We start from the raw sequence: 20,315 nt of genomic DNA, 5'->3' as shown, positions 1-20,315 counted from the left end.
GCGTCGTAGCGGAAGAAGGTGGTGTGGTTTGATCAGTGCAATCGTGTTCGACGCGTTCGGCACCACCGTGTGCATTAGTCAGCGGACGAACCCTTACCGTGAGTTATTTCGCGAAGGCCGGCGCCAAGGTGTAGAGCTGAAACCCGACAGCACTCACATCGCGATGACGATGAACCTCTCACTCGATGAGCTGGCATCGGAATTGGGCGTTTCACTTACGGCTTCGAAACGAGATGAGCTGCACCGTATGCTTGAGGCAGAGGTATCGTCGATCGAGCCTTATCCGGACGCCGTCGAGGCCATCTCATTCTTGAAAAAATACGAGATCAAGGCCGGGATTTGCTCGAACCTTGCCAGCGCCTATGGCCCTAAAGTCCGAGAAATCTTCCCGCAGATGGATGGGTACGCGTTCAGCTTTGAAGCGGGAGTCATGAAGCCCGCCCCCAGTATTTACCGACTGATCTGCGACCAGATGAATGTTGAGCCCGGGCACTATTTCAGTGACAACCTAGGAAAAGTACTGATGATCGGTGACTCACAAAGCTGCGACCAAGACGGCCCGCGCGCGGTGGGTATCGCGGGCTTCTATCTGGATCGGACAGGTCGTGGGAAAATCCATGACCTGATGCAGTTCGCTGAGATGGTCATCGCCCACAACGGCCAGTAGCTCATTTTATCCTCTATGCGATTAGTCAGCACCTCTCCCGCTGGGCGCATTTCGATTTACAGAAATGAGTCAGTAAAGTACTGGCCAATCCAACGCCTCCAGTCTCTCACGGAGGTTCCTCCCGTACTCAGGCTCGATCTGGATGGCATATGCTGCCAATCCCATAAGGTGATTGCGCATGCCTGCGACTGCTGACCCCCCCCGGCGCTCAGCGTGTACCAATGGCCCGATATCTCCGCGTTCCAGATAGTACATGTGCATCCGCATTTTCATTTTGAACGCACGGGTCAGCCTAGGCTTATCCCGATCAACCTGTAGCCCTAGTACGATTTTCGGCTGTGCGGCGAGGCGATCGTCATCTTCGCAATGTTCGGCATGAAGGCGTTACGCAAGGACATTTCGGGCTTACTCACAAAACCGATGATATGCCGCGTTTGTTATGCGTCTATCAACTCTATATATGTGATCGAGTGACGGTTAGGGCTCAGGCCTTACGAGAGCCGCCGATTTCTTTGACGGCAACACGGCAGCTTTAGATTGGTTGGTCGGGGCCGGCGTTGGGGAGTCGATCGGCTCGCGCTTAATATATAGATAAATCGAGCTTGGGCGAATTTCGGTTTCGAGCAATGGTTATCGCTGGGCGCCGGCGATACGGTTCGGCAAATACAGGTGGAACCCGAGAAATGCAGCGTCGCAGATTTAAATCTGCATTGTGGGGCCTTCGCATTCTGATCCGGCAGAGTTTTTGATGAACGAAAAGTTTCGAGCCTGTTTCTCCGACTTCACTATTTATGTCTGACACCAAGGGCGTGGGAGGGGGGACGTACTGGGTGAAGTCGTTTGGTGCTTCGCTGAAAGACCTCACGTTCTACCGGCTCCCAAGCATGATTGAGCGTGCCCGAATCGCTGTTCCGGATACGGACATCGTCGGATACCTGATCTGTGCCTTGGAGAGACCGCCTCAGATGACAGGCCTGCTTTTTTGCGATCGCCGCCGTCTCTTGCCCGAAGGCCTACCCGTGCACACCCCAGCGATCTCCGATCGCTTTTGGAAACAGGGCTATGAAGTCGTGGTTGCGGTCGACGGTGGATGTTATGTCGTCGCTCATTGGCTTTGTGAAAATGGCGCTCTCGATCGTTTCGACAGGGTTCATTGAGAGGCTAGCCAGCGTGGTTTCACCATCTGGAAATTGGGGGATATAGGCATTGGGGATTCCATCCAGCGTATTAGTTGCACAACGAGCCGATTTCGGGTGCTCCATCACTGGGTACTTGTGTTGTACAGAATTCGTGCCTCCCGTCCTGAAAGGACTGGTATTTAACGATGCCCGACGCCGCTTTCGGCAGGGTGCGCATATCCGGACTTCGGCGATTCAAAAGGTGTTTCTGTCCGAGGGGTAGGCTAGTCCGGGTGCGATACGGCAGACTGTGCCGACCTGCATTCTACGACCAACGTTTGGTCAATGCGGCAATACCCAGCATGTTGGGTATTGCATGCACGGCAGGCACAACATGATGTGTTTTTTTGTTTTATGAGTGGATATCTCTGTAGATAAACTGTGGATAAGTGCCCCCCAAACTCAGCAAGCCTGTTGAACCAGCGGGTACCCTCCGATATCATAAGTAGGCGCGAGATGCGCTTATCCCTCACTGCAGGCAGGACACATGACCTTGTCATACTCGAAAGCCGATCAGCTCCCACGTGCTTCATCTCCTGAAGAATCGCTCCCGGAGCGCGTGAGAGCGTGGATCCGTTCTGACGATGCCCTCGCTAGGTTCGAGCAAGCCTCCAGTCAGGTTGATCGGGCAATTGCGCGGATGAACGAGATGCGGGAAGTCAGCAGCGAATCTTTGCACCGCCCGATCAAGCTGGGTTAAGAACTCAAATTGACATTCGATGTCATTCCCTATTCTGACAGCAATCTGATCAGATGCTTCGTCAGCGGCTCGCGTAACCTCAATACGTTTGAAGGGGTCGAGTCGAAACTGCATTTAGACTATTTCAGCGAATATTTTGGGGAGCTTGAGGCTCGAACCATCCTGGCAGAGCACGATTATGTTGATCGTGACTACCTTGAGGACTACGCGGCTTACTACGATCGTTGTTTCCAGGAATACTCCCGGCGAACCCAGCGGCTTCATTTTTTCAGCAGGGAATTCACTGCTGAAGATTTTGAGCGATGCCTGATTGGTGAGCCTGGAGCGCTTTCAGAAGCGGAGCTACAAGCCTCATATCTTGGATTCGTGGTGGTCAAGCCCCTCCCTCAATCCTTCGTGGGGCGCACATGCCTTGTAACCTATCCAGACGATGGCGGAAGGCGATACTTTCCAAGCTTGCGCACCTATGATGTGCATCTCTTTGGCATCAATCTCGAAGTGCGCAGCTTGGCCTACCAGGAGCAGGATCACGTGGTTGCTGCCTGCGCGACTAGTGCAATCTGGTCGTGCCTGCAAGGTACCGGAAAACTGTTTCAACACATCATTCCTCCGCCTGTGGAGATAACGCGTTGGGCAAGCGAGCTCATGCCGGCGGATGTCACACGGTCAGGATCAAGAGCGTTCCCCAATTACGGCTTGACTGCTAGCCAGATGGCCCATGCGATCAAGCGAGTGGGCCTCGATCCAATGGTTGTAGGTACGCCTAACCGGTATGTGCTTAATGGGGTGGTGTATGCCTTTTTAAGAGGAAAGATACCTTGTGTGATGATCTGTCAGCTTAAGGATCATTCGGGTGAAGGCGAGCCGAGAAGTGATGGTTTTCACGCAATCGCGATGACAGGCTATTCCTTGCGGGAGGGAGAGCCCATCGGGGCTGTCGAAGCAGGTGGCCTCCAACTCCGCGCTACTCGAATTGACAAGCTGTACGGACATGACGATCAGGTAGGGCCATTCGCACGAATGACTTGGCCCGCTCTTTCCTCGGCAGACCAGCTTGGAAACTCCAAGGAACTCCTTACTTCTTGGCGGGGAGATGTGAGGGCGGAGATGGAGTTCGTCATGCTGCCGATTTATCACAAGATTCGCGTGCCTTATGCCGAGATTCATGACTTGGTCATGGCTGCCGATAGATATCTTGAGGCCGTGCGCGACCAGTTTGACGTTGATCGTGGTGAGTGGGACATCTACCTGACCACTGCAAGCGACTATAAATCGTCGGTGCGCGATCAGTATCCAGGGCTAGGGTTCGATCTTCGTGACTCCCTCTACCGGTCATTGCCCCGTTTTTTATGGCGCGCGTCGGTGGCGGTCGACGGGGAAATGCAGGCGGATTTCCTCTTCGATGCAACGGGCATTGCCACGCACGATCTGCTGGTGCACATGGTCATGAAAGAGGGAGCGTACGCCGACATGTTTCGTACCGTTGCTGTGTTGAGCGCAGAGGGGAGCTTGCGGCCAAAGCAGCATGTCAAAACCATTCTGGATCGTATCTACGCGGCCCCTCAGCCAGTTTGAAATGCTGGATTGTGTGAAGTGGATGTGTGCTAAATTGATAGCAATAGACAGGGAGAGGAAAAATTATGCTGTTCAACATGATCGGAAAGAAAACCAAAGCGGAGCGGGCAGAGGACGACAGGTTTCTGGAGGCGCTCACCAACATCAAGACGCTGCAAGTGCAGGATGGCTGCGTGTCCATGGAGTTTTCTGAACTCAAAGAGCAAGTACTTGCTGCCAGGGAAAAAGCTAAAGGCTTGGTCAAAAAGGCATAAATAATAGGAGGTTCAGGATCTATAAGGAAGAAATATGGGCTTCTTACTTCTCTTGCCGCTTCTTGTAAGCGGTTTTTTGGTTTGTCTTAAGCATCGAGGTATTTATTACCGGCTTCACCGTTATGAAGGTCAGCTTTTATATCTGCAGGTTGCCCGCTATGGTATGAACTGCCTGTTTGTTTCGCTGGCGGCTATTGGGCTAATCAGTGCTCTTATTTCTCACTCCTGGTCGGGTTGCATCTGGTTTACTGAATTTTGCCTCCCCTCATTCTCCACGGACTTTCTCTACTGGCTAAGCCCAAAAATGCAGGCGATCGGCCTGGCCAAGGATGAGATTCGTGGAGAGGCGGCTGCGTTCTTGGTGCTGGTGAGTATAGTTGCCATGTTATTGCCTGTGCCGTGGACTAAATGGCTCATGAGACGCCTCAAGAAAAACCTCAAGCGTCGCCTATCTAGGCAAGACAAGGGTGGGGCAGAGAAATTTGAGGAGCGAGCGGATGAGATCGTCTCGGCTTATTTGCTGAAAGAGTCGGTTGCGCACAGCCCACGACTAAAGATGCTCTATGAGGCTTTCGCTAATCAGCAGCCGGTCATGCTTTCCATGAGTGACCGCAAGGTCTACGTTGGCAACATCTTGTCCTTAGGTGCCCACACAGAAGTTGCAGGTATAGATCAAGAGCTTCATCTCGCTCCTATAATTAGCGGTTATCGAGATGATGACACTCTAGAGCTCACCTATACCACCGATTATGCAGGTCTCGCTGTTGAGTGCCCCATTTATCTGAAGCAGGAGAACATCGTCTCTGTGACACTTTACTTTGAGGATGTAAGGGTGAAGTTTGAGGGGATAGCAAAAAAAAAATCGCTAAGAAAGATGTGGAGCCGAGTTTTAGAATTCATTAGGCCAGCGGTTTGATCATACCCTATTAAAAAGAGCGCCTGGTGCGCTCTTTTCTTAACACATGCACTTATGTTGATTCGCCGTAGATTGATGATTCCAGGTCATTTCTGAGCTCGATCATCATGTGCGAGTATGAGACGGTTGCGTTATCCCGCACTTACTTTTTGTTCAATGATCGTCTTCAATGGCTGAAGAAGTCCTACGCCCTCATTTGCACTGCTGTGTGTAGAGAAAGCTCTTACGATCTCCATTGCAGCCTCGTGCGTATGTTCGGTCGACACGTCGATGATTACCTCAGGTTCTGTGTTGGAGTTCGCCGTCGCTCGGTAAATCATGAGCGACCCAGAAATGGCAGCCATCCAATATCGAGCTTGGGCGTCTTGATCTATTAATTTCATTGTTATGAGATCGGGGCGGCTGATTGAAACTTGCGGCTGGAATACAGGCATTGCCGTGCGCCCTATTACGAGGGATTTTAATTTGGAAAAAAATGCAGAGATAGTATGCGTGTTGAATAAGCTTGTTGATCTTGATCGGTAAGCTTCGTCAACGATAAGGCGTAAAGAGCTCTGCGCTTCAGCAATAACAATGAGGAGGGATTTAAAGTCCACGCGTTGATTTATTGTTGTTCTTATGAGCAGAGAAAAATTCCTGTTCGCTGCATAAAAGCAGACCAAGTCTTTTCTTTGCGCATCTTCTTTTGTGGCATCGATGAGGTGCTTGCATCTAAGAAAATACTCTTGATTTAGTCTGGCTAAGAGTTGCTTCTGGCGCAAGCTGCTATTGTGGTAATTGATCGTGCACAGCCGGGCCACACTCAGTAAGTTGTTCTGAGCATAGTGGTCAGCACTTTCAATGGGGCTATCATCATAAAGCCAGTTGTAATTTTCTTCAGGGTTTGGCCATTCTTTCATCGCTTCACGATAAAATCTCCTGCTGAGCAATGAAAGAGGATTACCGAGACGGGATCTTCTTTCTTCCAAGAAACCGGGATCTTCGGCAGATTTCGTAGAAAAATCGTCCGAATCTGTGCCTGAGGCGCGTTCAAGGGCACGGTTTAGCTTGTCTGGCGCAAATGGATTGCTCACCTTATGCTCCTTGATACGCGCTTTGCTGAGCAGGAAGTCTAGCAGGACTAGGTTGTCTGTAGACGTCGTATTGTGAGCAAAATTCTGTGGCCGATTTGTCGTCGAAGAAAAAGTAGTCTTTGCGACTCAAAAGAAATCTGGCTTTAGAAACGGCAGTGACGGCTACAGGGACGGAGGCCATGCCACAGTCAGACCTGTAGAATTTCTTGAGCCGATCACCGCCCTTTGGCGAGGCGTGCAATAGCAAGCTTCGATATCCGTTTTCCAGGTGGCCTGCTTGGATGCTGTAATCGAGAAGAGCGTCTGCCACATTTTCTATTTTTGGAGATTTTATAGCGTTGTAAAATTCTGTGGGCGCATCTGCAAGATACCAAGAAAAAGCACGGCTAGATCTGTCCCCTGAGATCACCGATAGAAACTTCGGAACAACGATGAGCATTCCAATTGGGAAAGTACGGCCGTTTTTTCTTAGAATCATACAAACGGCATGCGATTTTCCTATCAGTGTGGTTCTTTCACCGAGATAGTTATTGATCGAGTGCCGCCAGAAAAGATCTTTCCACTTCCACTTTACGTCCGCCCTGTATCGCCTAGGTTTTTTCTGAGCTTCATCAGTATGCGTCGTTATGGGAGATTCTAGAATAGTCGTCCCTAAATTAATCTGAGCCCTGGATGTGCTGGGGGCAATATCAGCTTGTGCATTGCATGCATCTTTAGGAAAAGGCCAGCGTGGGTATTTTTTATAGTTAGAATTCACTAACTTTTGGATTTCAGAATCCCAAATATTAATTAGTTCAGGAGTCATCTCTATAAATGAGATGTCTACAGTATTGTCTGGAGGAGGACAGTTTTTTTGGGGAAGTCGAGAGATTGAATTCGAAATTAGCATAGTTCTAAATCCGCACGAGCTTATCGGAAACCATCCACATGGCCGTGGCTCGTTTTAGCCCGTAGGACACGAATAGACTCTTGTGATTCTTTATGTTCATCCCTTGCCCGTCTGCAGATTCCACCGAAGTTACTCAATCGTATCATGGATCAGGCAGAATGCCATCAAATCGCGCAGCTTTGGATCCATTTTTGAATTTCGTCTTACTGGAGCAAAGGGAGTCCATACTGTTTAACCAGCCGTGCCAGTGCTTTACGGAAAGCGGGCAACCGTCTCGAGTGCTCATCTTTCATATGCGTAGATAAAAAGATCACCCCGCCAACTGTTCTCTGCGAAACGCTCTACGACCTGGGCGCATTTGGATAGTCAGTGGCCTAGCAGATGCTAATTTTCGAACCCGCTCCCATTGCAGTTCCTCGCCCGGCGCGGTACTGACGCAAGGGGGGAAGGGGAGATCGGCCTTCGGCGGCAAGGCCGCTGCCTTTTTTGGCTACAAAACTAAAACTTCTACAGACAAAAAATTCGTCGCCAAGCACGAACGACTGATATGGATCAGTCCGTCCTGAGCTTGGAAGTGAAAATGGATTATCGGTTGGAGCCGGAGATCTGGTGCGCCTTGCAACGAAGCATGCCAAGGGATGCGCTTGTAGCACTGCTCACCTTGGCAGTTCAAAGCTATTAGCGTCGTCCGGGTTACGCTCAGCTTGAACGGATACATGTGGCGGTCGTCGGTGCTGAAGGGATTGAAGCTCTAGGTGAGGCTTTCAGCCGGGCAGGGCTGTCAGGCTGGAAACGCGGAGATACTTTCGTTTCGATCAGGGCTCACCTGCGAGAGCATATTTACGGGGCTCTGCAGCAATATCTAATCTCGTCGTCTCTGGCGTCGGGCGCTGTGGAAGACAACAGAATGGCGCGTGACTTGGGGCTGTGATTGGTAGCTGGCAATAAACACGGAATGAACTGTAACGTCCGCGTGTGCTGCTTTACTCGGACGGTTACGGAGCTGCTGCCCATCATTAATCAACCTACATGATCAGCAGGTCTAGGATAGCGACTCGTTTAGCGAGTGACCAGCCATGCTGATAGAATGGTCTACGTTACTTATCCCAGATTTACGAGAGGCGGCATGAGCACAGAGCTTACAGAAGACGAGATGCGCCGGGCGCTATTCGGTGAAATCGAGCCTGCTGCGCAGCCCATTACACCGCCGGAGCCAGTTATCCTGCCGAAAGCCGTGACTACAGACCCCGTAAAGCCGATAAAGAAAAAGACCGTCGCCAAGGCATTCACACCAAGGTTGCGAGTCACCATGCGTGTAGGTAATGAGTTTGAAGGCAAAATGCACGAGCTGATTTATGAGGCTGATACGATGAGCTCACTCCTTGCTGAGCAAGAAGCTACCAAGGCAGCCAGGAAGAAATTCCGGTATGTGGAAGTGCTGTCTGTAATGTCGATGTAGCGGGCTGTTTCGATACGGTACATGCCGAGCCTGGAGAGCATACGCGGGCGTAAATCACACCTCGTATTGATGAGCCCTTTATACAGACCAGCGACGGTTGAGAGCGTTGGCGCCACGAAAACGCATTTTTAGAGGCAAAAGAGCATTTTGCAAGGATTATCTATGGCATCGGAATTGGAAACAGTCTCTCTTTTTTGTCATAAGCTTGCTTATGAGATTGAAGATGGAAGTCCAATTTTGCGCGATGATCTACTCATGGGTGACTACAATCGCGACGTCTTCAAACTGTTGATAGCCAGGAGTGATGTGGATGCGATTCAGCAGAAGATCAATGAGTGCCTGCTCGTTGCGCTTGAAGCGATGGGCGGCCCTGACAAGCCGCTCGGGCGCGAGCTTCAACATCTTTCCGCCGGTTTCTACGCCGCTCGAACAATGGACTCACTGGACGCCCCCTTGCGAGTGATCGAGGGCTATTTACGAGAGGTGCTGTAGTAACAGATGGCATGGACGAGCACCGGCCAGTTGGAGTGAAAACCCTTCAGCTTCCTACTTCATATTTCCTAGCCAAGCAATTGCTTATTCTGCTCTGGATGAAACGCATAGAATACCGGCTAATCAAGCAAGCTGATGAACGTCGTCGACTCAAGCCAATCTACGATCTGGCAAGCGCTTTATCAGTTTTTCGTGAGCACAGAGGTCGATCTTGAAACGTTTGATCATATGGCCAAGGCAAATAGGACGTCAGACTACAAAATAGCCACGACCCTCTTTTGCTGCGCTGGTATGATTAGGCAAAATGCAGCTTTACCTCAGCAAGGGTGCTGCGTTGTGGAATGGTTTCCCGATCAGCGTCGGCGCCGTTGAATGAGTTCACCCATCATAACCGAGAAACCGACGTCAGCTCTGGCGGCAATTGCGCTGCTGGACGTTCAGATACGTCCTTACGCTGGGTGTGCTGTGCAACGCTAAAGACTTTTATCGGCTGGCCGACAAATCTGACTGGCTGGCATTTAGGTTGTCTGGATGCATCCGATACATGGAACGTCGATGAAGCACAACTTCTATCTCTGCGCGCTTTCTCTTTACCTTTTCGCCTTAGATGCCCAAGAAGCTCTGGCACGCGAACCTTACTCAAAGCGCGCAGATCTGCTCGCGGTTTATCAAGCTGCATCACTGAACGATGCGAGGCTTTCCGCTGCGCGGCATACCTATCAAGCTCAATTAGAAGCAACGCCACAGGCGCGTTCCGGGTTGCTGCCAAGCCTCACAGCAGGAGCGACGACGGAGGTGACTCAGTTGGATCGCGACGAGCCAGCGCTGTCGAGGGAGCGCAGCAGCACGACCTTTCGAGCCAACTTGAGCCAACCTCTATTTCGCATAGATCGCTGGTATCAACTTAAAGCTGCAGAATTCACGGTCAGCCAAGCGGCGCTTGAGCTTTCCGCGAAAGAGCAAGAGCTGATACTGACTGCCGCGCAAGCGTATTTCGAAACGCTACGTCAGCTTGATGCAAGAGCCGCCGCTGAGGCTGAGGAGGCAGCGCTTTTACGGCAAAGAGATCAAGCGCAGGGCCGTCTTGAGGATGGAGCCTCAAGTATTACTGACGTTTATGATGCTCAAGCTGCGTACGACAATGCCCGAGCTAATCGGCAGCTCATTCAACGCAAAGTTGATGATGCCTATGAGGCTCTTTATCGCCTTACCAAAAATTCCTATGACTCCCTCGATGGTATGGGTCACCAATTGCCGGTCATACCTCCAAACCCTAACAATCCGGTTCTTTGGGTGGATGCCGCGATAAAGCAAAACCTTCAGTTGCAGGCTGCCGAGCATGCGGTGAGCGCCGCTGAGCAGACTCTTCGCCAGCGTAAAGCGGGGCATGCTCCTACGGTTGATGCCGTGGTGTCGTACCGCACAGGCAATAATGATGGTTTTGGCTATAGTAATCCTGCGGAGTCCGGGACGGGCGGATACCGAGGCAATGTAGCCCAGAGCAGTATCGGTGTTGAGCTAAGCATCCCATTGTATTCTGGTGGAATGGTCAATTCGCAGGTTCGAGAATCGACGGAGCGTTTGTACCAAAGTCAGGATGAGCAAGAAGATCGACGTCGTGAGGTAGTGCTCAACACGAGAAATGCATTTCGGGGGATAAATTCAGACATCGAGCAGATAGCCGCCCGACGCCAGAGCATTCGATCCGGAAGAAAGTCGGTAGAGGCTAACAAGGTCGGAGTTGATATCGGCTCTAGAAACGTTGTCGATGTGTTGAACGCTGAGCGGCAATTGTATGCCGCCGTTCGAGATTATAACGACGCTCGCTATGACTACATTCTGGACAACCTGAAGCTCAAACAAGCAGCGGGTTCGCTCAGTCCAGACGATCTCAGGTCTTTATCCGCCTACCTGAATCACGACTATGATCCAAGCCGGGATTTCCTTCCTCCAGATATCTAAGCTCCTTTTCGGCTCACCGCCGTCGTACGAGTGGTCAGATATTACCCTTGCAGTAGGCTAAGATCAGTGGCGCCTGCACACAGCCGCCCCTCGTCCATACCTTTTTCCGTGCCACTAGCGCCCAAATTTTATGGACGTCGTCATTTTGGTATGCCTCGTAATATTTTGTATCGGTTCAGGTATCGTTCAGATATATTGCGCTGGCTAACCGCTAGTAATAGCTCTGGTGCGCACCACATCAATTTGCAGGGGTGCTTCATGACCGCCACTGAGCCAGCCGCAGCTTCCAATGACGCCGTACCAATAGATACCGGACTGGCATCGCTCGTGATGCTGGCTCGTTTTCATCAGGTGTCAGCATCCCCTGAGCAACTAGCCCACGAATTCTCCTCAGGCGAAGCTCTCCAGCCATCCGAGCTGCTTCTTGCTGCAAAAAAATTGGGCCTCAAGGCGAAGTTTGCAAAAGTGGCTATCGATAGGCTGGATCGCACGCCTTTACCTGCAATAGCACAGGGCGAAGACGGGAATTTTTTTATCGTTGCGCGTCTAGATCAGGGCAAGGTGCTCATTCATGACCCTCGATCTCAGCGCCCCGAGATCATAACGATTGAGGACTTGGCTGGTCGCTGGGCTGGCCAACTGCTCTTTATAAGAGCTGGTGCAGGAATCACTGGTGAGTCCTCTCGCTTCGATTTCACCTGGTTTATTCCAGCGGTTGTTAAATACCGAAAGCTTCTCGGCGAGGTACTGCTGATTTCTTTCGTTTTACAGATTTTCTCGCTTATCACCCCGCTTTTCTTTCAGGTCGTCATGGACAAGGTGCTGGTGCACCACGGATTGACCACGCTGGATGTGATCGCGATTGGTCTGGCGGGTGTGATGCTGTTCGAGTCTAGTCTATCGGGCTTGCGATCCTATGTGTTTGCCCATACCGCCAGCCGAATCGACGTCGAGTTAGGCTCCAAGTTATTCAGGCATCTGATCACACTGCCGCTTTCCTATTTTCAAGCGCGACGGGTAGGGGATTCGGTAGCAAGGATGCGAGAGCTCGAAAACATTCGGAGTTTTATCACAGGCAACGCCATTACCTTGCTTCTCGATGTTTTATTCTCTGCGGTCTTCATCGCTGTGATGTTCTACTACAGCGGTTGGCTGACGCTGATCGTTCTCTTGTCACTCCCGATGTACATCCTAGTTTCGGTTTGCATTACACCGTTATTGAGGGCGCGCCTGAATGACAGTTTTGCTCGGGGTGCGGAAAACCAAGCATTTCTAGTAGAGACGGTTAACGGTATCGACACCCTGAAATCGATGGCCGTTGAGCCTCAAGCTGTTCGGAAATGGGACAACCAGTTAGCGGGGTACGTGGCAGCAGGGTTTAAAACTCAGACCTTGTCAACCATCGCCAACGAGAGCGTGTCGTTGATTGGTAAATTAGTGACTGTGGCCACGCTTTGGTTGGGGGCCCGACTGGTCATCGACGGTCAGCTTTCAGTTGGGCAACTGATTGCCTTCAATATGCTTGCTGGGCGTGTTGCCCAGCCAATCATGCGCCTGGCTCAACTTTGGACAAACTTTCAGCAAACCGGCGTTTCTGTGCAGCGGCTGGGGGACATCCTTAACACCCGTACTGAATTGACCCAGGCAACTCGTAGTTCGCTCCCGCCCATAAAGGGGCGTATAGAGTTCGATGAGGTTCATTTTCGTTATCGCCCGGATGGCTCTGAAATTCTTCGGGGCATCAGCCTAGCTATCGAAGCTGGCGAAGTTATCGGTGTCGTTGGAAGATCTGGCTCGGGCAAAAGTACGCTGACAAGATTGCTTCAACGCCTCTATGTGCCTGAGCGGGGGCGTGTCCTAGTCGATGGAATGGACTTGGCGCTGGCGGATGTTTCTTCGTTGCGTCGACAGATTGGTGTAGTGCTGCAAGACAATATGCTGTTCAACCGTAGCATCCGGGAAAACATCGCCTTAAGTGACCCAGGCGTTCCACTGGAAGCCGTGATTGAAGTCGCACAGCTGGCCGGAGCGCATGATTTTATTCTTGAGCTTCCCGAGGGCTACGACACTATGGTTGGTGAGCACGGCGCCTCACTGTCGGGTGGACAGCGTCAGCGTATCGCTATTGCCCGGGCGCTTATGGGTAACCCTCGCATTCTTATTTTTGATGAAGCAACGAGTGCTTTGGATTACGAATCTGAGCGCATTGTTCAGCAGAATATGAAATCTATCTGCACGGGACGCTCTGTCATCATCATTGCACACCGCTTATCAGCTGTCCGCGATGCGAATCGGATTGTCGTCGTCGATCGAGGGCAAATCGTAGAACAGGGCACACACGCCGAGCTGCTGAACCATCAGGCCGGACACTACTCTCGTCTCCATCGCTTGCAACAGGGAGGTGGTCATGGCTGACGTACAGAAATCGGGGTTGGGGCAGAGCTACCGAAGAGCTTGGCGTAACTCTTGGCGCCGACGTAAGGAAATGGATGCGCCTAAGCGTTTGGCGCATGAAGTTCAATTTCTGCCTGCTGCTCTTGAACTGCAAGATCAGCCGGTGCACCCAGCTCCTCGCATATTTATCTGGGCGATCATCCTCTTTGCCACTCTGTTATTGATATGGGCCTGCGTTGGTAAAATCGACATCGTAGCTACCGCAAATGGGAAAGTTATCCCAAGTGGCAAAACCAAGATCATTCAGTCGAGTGAGACTGCGGTAGTACGGGCGATCTACGTGAACGACGGGCAAGTGGTCAAAGCTGGCCAGCTTCTTCTTGAATTGGACTCTACGTCGGCGGACGCAGATGTTGGAAAAATTGAAAGCGATCTCCTCGCTGCTCGCATTGATAGTGCTCGCGCTGGGGCGATGCTAGATGCCATTAATGGTAACCATGCGCCGCGATCTCTCGCTGATACCATTCTCGGTGGTGATCCTGAGCATGTCCTAGCAGCCGAGCGATGGCTTCAGGGGCAATATCAGGAATACCGAAGTAACCTGGAACAGGGGGAAACGGAGATACTGCAGCGCCAAGCTGACATTCAAGCCGCTCGTGCGCAGGTGGCGAGTTTGCAAAAGACTTTGCCCATCGCCACAAAGCTTGCCCAAGACTACGAGCATCTACTGCAGAAGCAATATATCGCTCGCCACGCGTACTTGGAAAAAGAACAAGCTCGACTTGACTTAGAGCGTCAGCTTGCCGTTCAACAGATAAGTGTTTTGCAGTCAAATGCTGCGCGCCAACAAGCGGAGCGGAGAAGGGACGGTGTTGTCGCTCAGACCAGAAGAGCGATGCTTGATTTGTTGCAACAAGCGGATCAGAAGGTTGCTTCCTTGAGTCAGGAGTTATCGAAAGCTAGGTATCAGGAAGATTTGACTACTGTCGAAGCCCCAGTAGATGGCACCGTACAGCAATTGAATATCCATACTGTTGGTGGTGTTGTTACGCCCGCTCAACCGTTGATGATGTTGGTGCCTTCGGATGTATCCGTTGAGGTCGAGGCTATGCTGGAAAATAAGGATGTCGGGTTTGTTCATGTAGGACAGGATGTGACAGTAAAAGTAGAGACTTTTACGTTCACAAAATATGGAACCATTGAAGGGGAGGTGGTTAGCGTTTCAAGAGATGCGATTGAGGATGAGAAACGTGGCCTTCTCTACAGCAGCAAAATTCGCTTGAAGCAGAATCATTTGTTAGTTGATGGGAAGCAATTTGAGTTGACTCCCGGGATGGCCGTTACGGCAGAAGTAAAGACTGATAAGCGTTTTATTATTGAATATTTTTTAAGCCCTTTAAAGCAGCATATGTCCGAATCTCTCCAGGAAAGATAGCTTTGGTTCTCTCGGTCATAAGCTAAAAGCAATGCGCCATTCAGCAGTCGTGTGAATGGCTACGCCCGCCATTAATTATATTTCTCGATTACATCTAGTCCTTTTAGGTTTATTTTAAAAGCGAGATTTTTCGCGTTCTCGATTTCACTGCTGCTCATGTTGCTTGATAATTTTTCCAGATGTTCATTTATGTAGGATCTTTCGGGATGCTTAAAAAGCACGCTTCGTAGTAAAGCGTAGCTAATGACAGCACTTCTTTGTACACCATGCCCTTTCTCATAAGCAAAACCTAAATATTCAAACGCAAAACCTGTGTTGTCTTTGTCGCTAGATGCCAATTTATACAATGAAATTGCGCGCTGATAGTCTTGTTCAACGCCTAGCCCATTTTCATAGAATAATCCCAGCTGGGCCTGAGCTTCACTTGCACCCATATTTGCAAGTTGTTCCAGCAAGGCAGCAGATTGCACGTAGTCTTGCGGTGCTCCTCGACCATCCTTAAGCATTATTGCCAAACGGTACATTCCCATTGGAGACCTATGTGCTGCCGCCTTTCGGTAAAGTGCAATTGCAATTTTTTCGTCTTTTTTCACTCCGTTTCCGGTTTCATAAAGATCTCCTAAGGCTGCTTGAGCAAAATCTATGTCTTGATTGGCTGCTTCGGTGAACCACTTCGCAGCTTCTTCAGGATCTTTATTGACACCCATTCCTTCTAAGTAAAAAAATCCTATTTTAAAGCTTGCATAACCCCCAGCTTGTTTCGCCGCTCGTCTATACCACTGAAGAGACAACTTATAGTCGGGTTCAGTACCTATCCCTACTTCGTATATTTGCCCTAACATAAATTGAGCGTCTGCAATACCTTGCTCAGCACTCATTGTATACCAGCGTATGGCTTCGGACGGGTTTTGGGCTACACCGAGTCCTTTGCTGTACGCATATCCAAGATTTAACTGAGCACCAGCATTTTTCTGTTCTGCGGCTAAACGAAATAGCTCGAATGCTTTAATTGTGTTCTTGATTACTCCAGTTCCCGTAGCATATTTAATTCCAAGCTCATTTTGTGCTCGTGCATCGTTCTTTTCGGCAGCTTGTTCCAGCAGTGCTAAAGCTTTCTTCTGGTCTTTCTGTACTCCAATACCTTTGTCGTACAGTATGGATAATGCGTGCATCGCCTCAGGTACACCCCCATCTGCTGCTTTCTTGTATTGTTTAGCAGCCTTGATATAGTCTTGTTTGATCCCCAAACCTTTTTCGTAGAAAAATCCTAGCTCACCTTCTGAAAATAAATCTCCTCGTTTAGCAGCTAAGGCATAAAGGCGAAATGCCTCGTCGTAATTTTGAGGAATTCCTTCACCTGCGAGGTAAAGACTTGCGAGATATCGGGCTGCTACTGCCGAACCATTTTTTACTTCCGGAGTTAAAAAGGTAATCGCTACTGCGTAGTCTTTTTTTTCAATTGCTTGAATTGCGTCATTTAACGACGCGCGAGTGCACACAGAGATGGAGAGGGTTGATAATGCCACCAAGTATAATAATCGTTTCACAGTTTTGGATCTCTGTAAGGTGTCTTAAGCCAATGATAGAGAACGATTTTAGCTGAAAAAAAGCGATAGTAACATTTCAAAATTTTCTCTGCTATCTGGTTTTAGACGGTGTTAACGCCCTATGGTAGCCGCCGCTATATGGATAGAATATCGAAGAAACTAGACTGATAGGAATAGCTAATTGCCATTACTGGGTGTTTTTATATTATTATAGCCCGTGATCTCGTCCGTTGTGAGAAAGGTTTAGTGGGCATCCAATGGTTAACTCTCCAAAGGACTATCTATTCCCCACATCCTTCACACGTCTCAAAGCTACAAATAAATTACGTTGGCTAAAAATTCAAAATTTGTAGCTCTCATATTTTGGGCGCTGCTTTATCTATTGCAGGGGTAGGTATGTCGGGTCGTCCGGGTTATTCAGTCGGTGCAAAAGTATCTTATAGTGAGAGCACAGGAATCACTATACATGGGGAGGCATCAGACGGCCATGGGATCGGAATTCAGACAGAAACCAGGCCGTCCGACGGGGCTGGCACTTCTGTAAAGTTAATGTTTCCAGCTGGGAAAGACACCAGCGTGGGGTTAGGTGTCGATAAAACCGGAAATCCTGATTCGGTATCAATTAAGACTCCCAATGGGCAGTTAGAACTAACCAGGTTTAAAGACGACGCTGGTGGCGTCGGTTTTGGTATAGGATATCAAGACACTAAGACGGGGGTTAAACAGCAGCTTGATTTGGAACCGGACGGCAATGGGAACTATAATGTAGGTTTCCCAAATGGTGATGGATCGACGACTTCTGGAAAGTTTTTTAAAAACGAAGATGGTTACGGTTTTGGGGGGAGTTTTAATGATGGGAAAGGCTTTACTTTTAATCTTGATACAAAAGGAGGAAGCTTTAAGTTCGATAAGTCAACAACAGATGGCCAAGATGGCATTACAAAAACAGAGTCTGGAAGTTTTGAGTTTGGTATTCAGGGTGATTTTTTCAAGCTTGGCGGGCAGTACGATAGTGATGGTGGGGGAACTTATCAAAGTATTGAAGATATAATGTACCCGTTGCATATTTTTCCAGATGATTTCTTTGAAAAAGTCCCTGACGGTCAGGTCGAAAAGATCGAAGAGGCTTTTGGAGAGGCTGAGTCAACCGCTAGCCCCCTGATACTAGATTTGGATGGGGATGGAGTTGAAACGCTTTCTACCGATGCCGGAGTTCACTTTGATCACGATGGTAATGGATTTTTAGAAAGCACGGGATGGGTCGGCGTAGATGATGGCCTATTGGTTTATGATAGGAATCGTGATGGGAAGATTGATTCTGGCGCTGAGCTTTTTGGAAATAAGACGAGCATTTCAGTAGATAAGAAAGCCGCAAACGGATTTTTGGCATTATCTGAGCTTGATAGTAACAAAGATGGTGTTTTTGATTCTCATGATAATGCTTTCTCAGAGCTTAATGTATGGGTTGATAAGAACTCTGATGGTGTCGTAAGTGAGGGTGAGCTATTAACTCTTGCTCAAGCAAAAGTTGCCTCAATCAACTTGTCTTACTTCGATTCTAGTAAGCCAGACGCTAGCGGAAATGCACCTCAGAATATGCTGGATTCCAATGATAATGATCATCGTCAATTAGGGAGTTATACTCGAATTGACGGTTCTGTTGCTGCAATAGAGGATGTCTGGTTTGATGTTGATGCTACGGATACTGTCAATAAGCTTAGTGCTGAAGTTCCGCATGAAATAGTATCTTTTCCTAATGTTGATGGTTTCGGAAATGTCTATGACCTGCAGCAGGCAATGGCTCGTGACAAAATCCTTGTAACGTTGGTCGAGTCGTTCAGAAATGAGCAAGATATATCTGTTAGGCAGAAGCTGATTTTAGATATTATATATCATTGGGCTGGTGTCCAGGATCTCGATCCTGCAAGCCGGGGAAGTATGATTGGCGATGCACGTAAGCTTTTTACTTTAGAGGCTTTTTTAGGGGAAAAATACTTCACTAGTGCAGGCACCCCCGACCCAATGGGGCCAGTAGCAGTGTCGAAGCTGAACGAAGCATTTGACAGTTTAGCTACTGCTGTTTATGGCAAGATAATGCTACAAACTCATTTGGCATCACTACTTGGCGGGCTCGAAGGAACCTATGCTGAAGATGGAGTTCAATGGGATGTTTCATCTGTTGTTGTTAAGCTTAAAACTCAATTTGATGTGGATCACGAGAAAGGTCAGGTGCTTATCGCAGAGCTTTCTAATGCATTGAATGGTTCTGGTGATTTTGGTCAGATTTTATTAAAAGAGCTCAGGAACTCCGGGAAAGAGGGCGGGGGTGACTTTTTAAATTTGCTCTCTATTATTGGGGTCCGGAATTTCGGCGGTTTTGGCAGTGATTTTTTGAGCGGTACTTTATCTGATGATTATCTCATGGGTATGTCGGGTAATGACAGTATTTTTGGTGGTGAAGGAGATGATGATTTATATGGTGGCTTGGGTGATGACTATCTCTCAGGTGGTGGTGGCTCAGATACCTATAATTTTAATGTTGGGGACGGTAAAGATACAATTCTTAATATGGATTCCGATCCTGTAGGTGAGAGGCTAGATAGGATTCTATTTGGTGCCGGAATTTCACAAGGCGATATTCTAGTTAAACGTAGTGACTATGATCTAATTCTTTTTGTAAAGAATGCGCAAGATAGAATTACAGTTCAGGGTTATTTTAATGATCTAGCGCCAGATGGCAGCGACTACTCATTAGATAGAATTCAGTTTGAGGATGGGAGTTTTTGGACGACTGAACAAGTTCGTTCCATGTCTGGGCAAACCACCGAAGGTAACGACCAACTCTGGGGAGATCTTGACGACAACGTAATCAGTGGCGGGATGGGGGATGATTTACTTTATGGTCTCGCCGGAGACGACATTCTGAAAGGGGATGCGGGCAACGACTTTCTGTATGGCGCTAAGGGGACGGACTCGTTGTCGGGTGGCGGTGGTCAGGACAACCTTTCTGGCGGCGCCGGAGCCGATTTGCTCGCGGGTGGCGACGGAAACGACTATTTGTCTGGCGATGCTGGCGATGACGTACTCGACGGAGGCGCAGGCAATGATACGCTTTCAGGCGGTGAAGATTCGGACATTTACCGTTTCAGTCGTGGTTGGGGTCAGGACACGATCGGCAACTATGACGCCGGCACCAACAAGTCTGATGCCATTGAGTTCGCATCTGACATCTTGCCTGGCGATATCGTCATTACCCGTTCCTCCGATGATTTGGTTCTTGCGCTGAACGGGAGCACCGACAAAATAACCGTCTCTAGTTATTTTAGTAGTGATGGTGATAGTGCTTACAAGCTTGAGGAGATTCGTTTTGCCGATGGCACGAACTGGTCGCTGGATCAAATCAAGTCGATGGCATTGCTGTTGACCGACGGCAACGACTCCATTTGGGGCTATGCCACGGATGACACCTTGAGTGGCGGTCTTGGTGACGACTCGTTGTATGGTCTGGCCGGTAACGACGTCCTGAAGGGGGACGCTGGTAACGACATTCTTTATGGCGCGGAGGGGGCTGACTCCCTGTCGGGTGGCGATGGTCAGGACAATCTTTCTGGCGGTGCCGGCGCTGATTTGCTGGCGGGCGGCAGCGGAAACGACTACCTGTCTGGCGATGCCGGCGATGACGTACTGGACGGCGGTGCGGGCAATGACGCGCTTTCGGGCGGAGAAGGGTCGGACACTTACCGCTTCAGTCGTGGCTGGGGCCAGGACACGATC

14 protein-coding genes are annotated in these 20,315 nt (G+C 49.5%); 11 read left to right on the top strand and 3 right to left on the bottom strand.

Annotated features, from left to right (window positions below; all coding sequences use genetic code 11):
• Nucleotides 1–28: 28 nt before the first annotated feature.
• From ALP40_RS00110 to ALP40_RS00080, 5 genes are all read left to right on the top strand, one after another.
• The gene (locus ALP40_RS00110; RefSeq protein ID WP_122206309.1) at nucleotides 29–667 is read left to right on the top strand and encodes an HAD family hydrolase; all 639 of its coding nucleotides are present in this window, start codon (nucleotides 29–31) and stop codon (nucleotides 665–667) included.
• 830 nt (nucleotides 668–1,497) lie between these two features.
• Nucleotides 1,498–1,824 carry a hypothetical protein gene (locus tag ALP40_RS00100; protein WP_241001438.1) on the top strand — a complete coding sequence of 109 codons (327 nt, stop codon included), beginning with the start codon at nucleotides 1,498–1,500 and terminating at the stop codon, nucleotides 1,822–1,824.
• Between the two features lie 730 nt (nucleotides 1,825–2,554).
• A complete protein-coding gene (locus ALP40_RS00090; RefSeq protein WP_122206305.1) occupies nucleotides 2,555–4,120 on the top strand; it encodes a hypothetical protein in 1,566 nt (521 codons plus the stop codon).
• Between the two features lie 65 nt (nucleotides 4,121–4,185).
• Nucleotides 4,186–4,374: a hypothetical protein gene (locus ALP40_RS00085; protein WP_122206304.1), complete on the top strand. Its 189-nt coding sequence runs from the start codon at nucleotides 4,186–4,188 to the stop codon at nucleotides 4,372–4,374.
• Nucleotides 4,375–4,408: 34 nt separating this feature from the next.
• The gene (locus tag ALP40_RS00080) at nucleotides 4,409–5,290 is read left to right on the top strand and encodes a hypothetical protein (protein ID WP_122206303.1); all 882 of its coding nucleotides are present in this window, start codon (nucleotides 4,409–4,411) and stop codon (nucleotides 5,288–5,290) included.
• Nucleotides 5,291–5,421: 131 nt separating this feature from the next.
• Here the strand turns inward: ALP40_RS00080 and ALP40_RS00075 are convergent, their stop codons facing one another.
• Both ALP40_RS00075 and ALP40_RS25335 read right to left on the bottom strand, forming a co-directional pair.
• Nucleotides 5,422–6,363, bottom strand: a complete 942-nt coding sequence (locus ALP40_RS00075) for a hypothetical protein (RefSeq protein ID WP_147478280.1) — start codon at nucleotides 6,361–6,363, stop codon at nucleotides 5,422–5,424.
• A 1-nt stretch (nucleotide 6,364) separates the two neighbouring features.
• Nucleotides 6,365–7,252 carry a hypothetical protein gene (locus ALP40_RS25335; protein ID WP_147478279.1) on the bottom strand — a complete coding sequence of 296 codons (888 nt, stop codon included), beginning with the start codon at nucleotides 7,250–7,252 and terminating at the stop codon, nucleotides 6,365–6,367.
• A gap of 1,126 nt (nucleotides 7,253–8,378) precedes the next feature.
• On the opposite strand from ALP40_RS25335, the gene ALP40_RS00065 reads away from it, so the two are divergent.
• The 5 genes from ALP40_RS00065 (at nucleotide 8,379) to ALP40_RS00040 (ending at nucleotide 14,994) form a co-directional block, all read left to right on the top strand.
• A complete protein-coding gene (locus ALP40_RS00065; protein WP_122206368.1) occupies nucleotides 8,379–8,711 on the top strand; it encodes a hypothetical protein in 333 nt (110 codons plus the stop codon).
• 162 nt (nucleotides 8,712–8,873) lie between these two features.
• Nucleotides 8,874–9,203, top strand: coding sequence for a hypothetical protein (locus ALP40_RS00060; protein ID WP_122206301.1), 330 nt, complete (start codon nucleotides 8,874–8,876; stop codon nucleotides 9,201–9,203).
• A 555-nt stretch (nucleotides 9,204–9,758) separates the two neighbouring features.
• Nucleotides 9,759–11,165 (top strand): TolC family outer membrane protein, encoded by a 1,407-nt coding sequence (locus ALP40_RS00050; protein ID WP_122206300.1) that lies wholly within the window; start codon nucleotides 9,759–9,761, stop codon nucleotides 11,163–11,165.
• Between the two features lie 258 nt (nucleotides 11,166–11,423).
• Nucleotides 11,424–13,580, top strand: a complete 2,157-nt coding sequence (locus ALP40_RS00045; RefSeq protein ID WP_055003082.1) for a type I secretion system permease/ATPase — start codon at nucleotides 11,424–11,426, stop codon at nucleotides 13,578–13,580.
• A complete protein-coding gene (locus tag ALP40_RS00040) occupies nucleotides 13,573–14,994 on the top strand; it encodes an HlyD family type I secretion periplasmic adaptor subunit (protein ID WP_004665126.1) in 1,422 nt (473 codons plus the stop codon). Before ALP40_RS00045 ends, ALP40_RS00040 begins: the two co-directional genes overlap by 8 nt.
• Nucleotides 14,995–15,065: 71 nt before the next feature.
• Here ALP40_RS00040 and ALP40_RS00035 read toward each other — a convergent pair whose 3' ends face one another.
• Entirely contained in the window at nucleotides 15,066–16,541 is a 1,476-nt protein-coding gene (locus tag ALP40_RS00035; RefSeq protein WP_240997204.1) for a tetratricopeptide repeat protein, read from the bottom strand.
• A 396-nt stretch (nucleotides 16,542–16,937) separates the two neighbouring features.
• Between ALP40_RS00035 and ALP40_RS00030 the strand changes: the two genes are divergently transcribed.
• A partial coding sequence (locus ALP40_RS00030) for a calcium-binding protein (RefSeq protein WP_310887060.1) occupies nucleotides 16,938–20,315 on the top strand: 3,378 nt, incomplete at its 3' end.

Origin of the sequence: Pseudomonas viridiflava, assembly GCF_003702045.1 — a bacterium.
Taxonomy (GTDB): Bacteria; Pseudomonadota; Gammaproteobacteria; order Pseudomonadales; family Pseudomonadaceae; genus Aquipseudomonas; species Aquipseudomonas viridiflava_C.
This window is presented reverse-complemented; position numbering and strand designations above follow the sequence as displayed.

Bases quoted from the DNA above. Each gene is read 5' to 3' on its own strand.
- ALP40_RS00040 (WP_004665126.1), top strand. From the start codon at position 13,573: ATGGCTGACGTACAGAAATCGGGGTTGGGGCAGAGCTACCGAAGAGCT.
- ALP40_RS00045 (WP_055003082.1), top strand. From the start codon at position 11,424: ATGACCGCCACTGAGCCAGCCGCAGCTTCCAATGACGCCGTACCAATA.
- ALP40_RS00050 (WP_122206300.1), top strand. From the start codon at position 9,759: ATGAAGCACAACTTCTATCTCTGCGCGCTTTCTCTTTACCTTTTCGCC.
- ALP40_RS00060 (WP_122206301.1), top strand. From the start codon at position 8,874: ATGGCATCGGAATTGGAAACAGTCTCTCTTTTTTGTCATAAGCTTGCT.
- ALP40_RS00080 (WP_122206303.1), top strand. From the start codon at position 4,409: ATGGGCTTCTTACTTCTCTTGCCGCTTCTTGTAAGCGGTTTTTTGGTT.
- ALP40_RS00085 (WP_122206304.1), top strand. From the start codon at position 4,186: ATGCTGTTCAACATGATCGGAAAGAAAACCAAAGCGGAGCGGGCAGAG.
- ALP40_RS25335 (WP_147478279.1), bottom strand. From the start codon at position 7,252: ATGCTAATTTCGAATTCAATCTCTCGACTTCCCCAAAAAAACTGTCCT.
- ALP40_RS00065 (WP_122206368.1), top strand. From the start codon at position 8,379: ATGAGCACAGAGCTTACAGAAGACGAGATGCGCCGGGCGCTATTCGGT.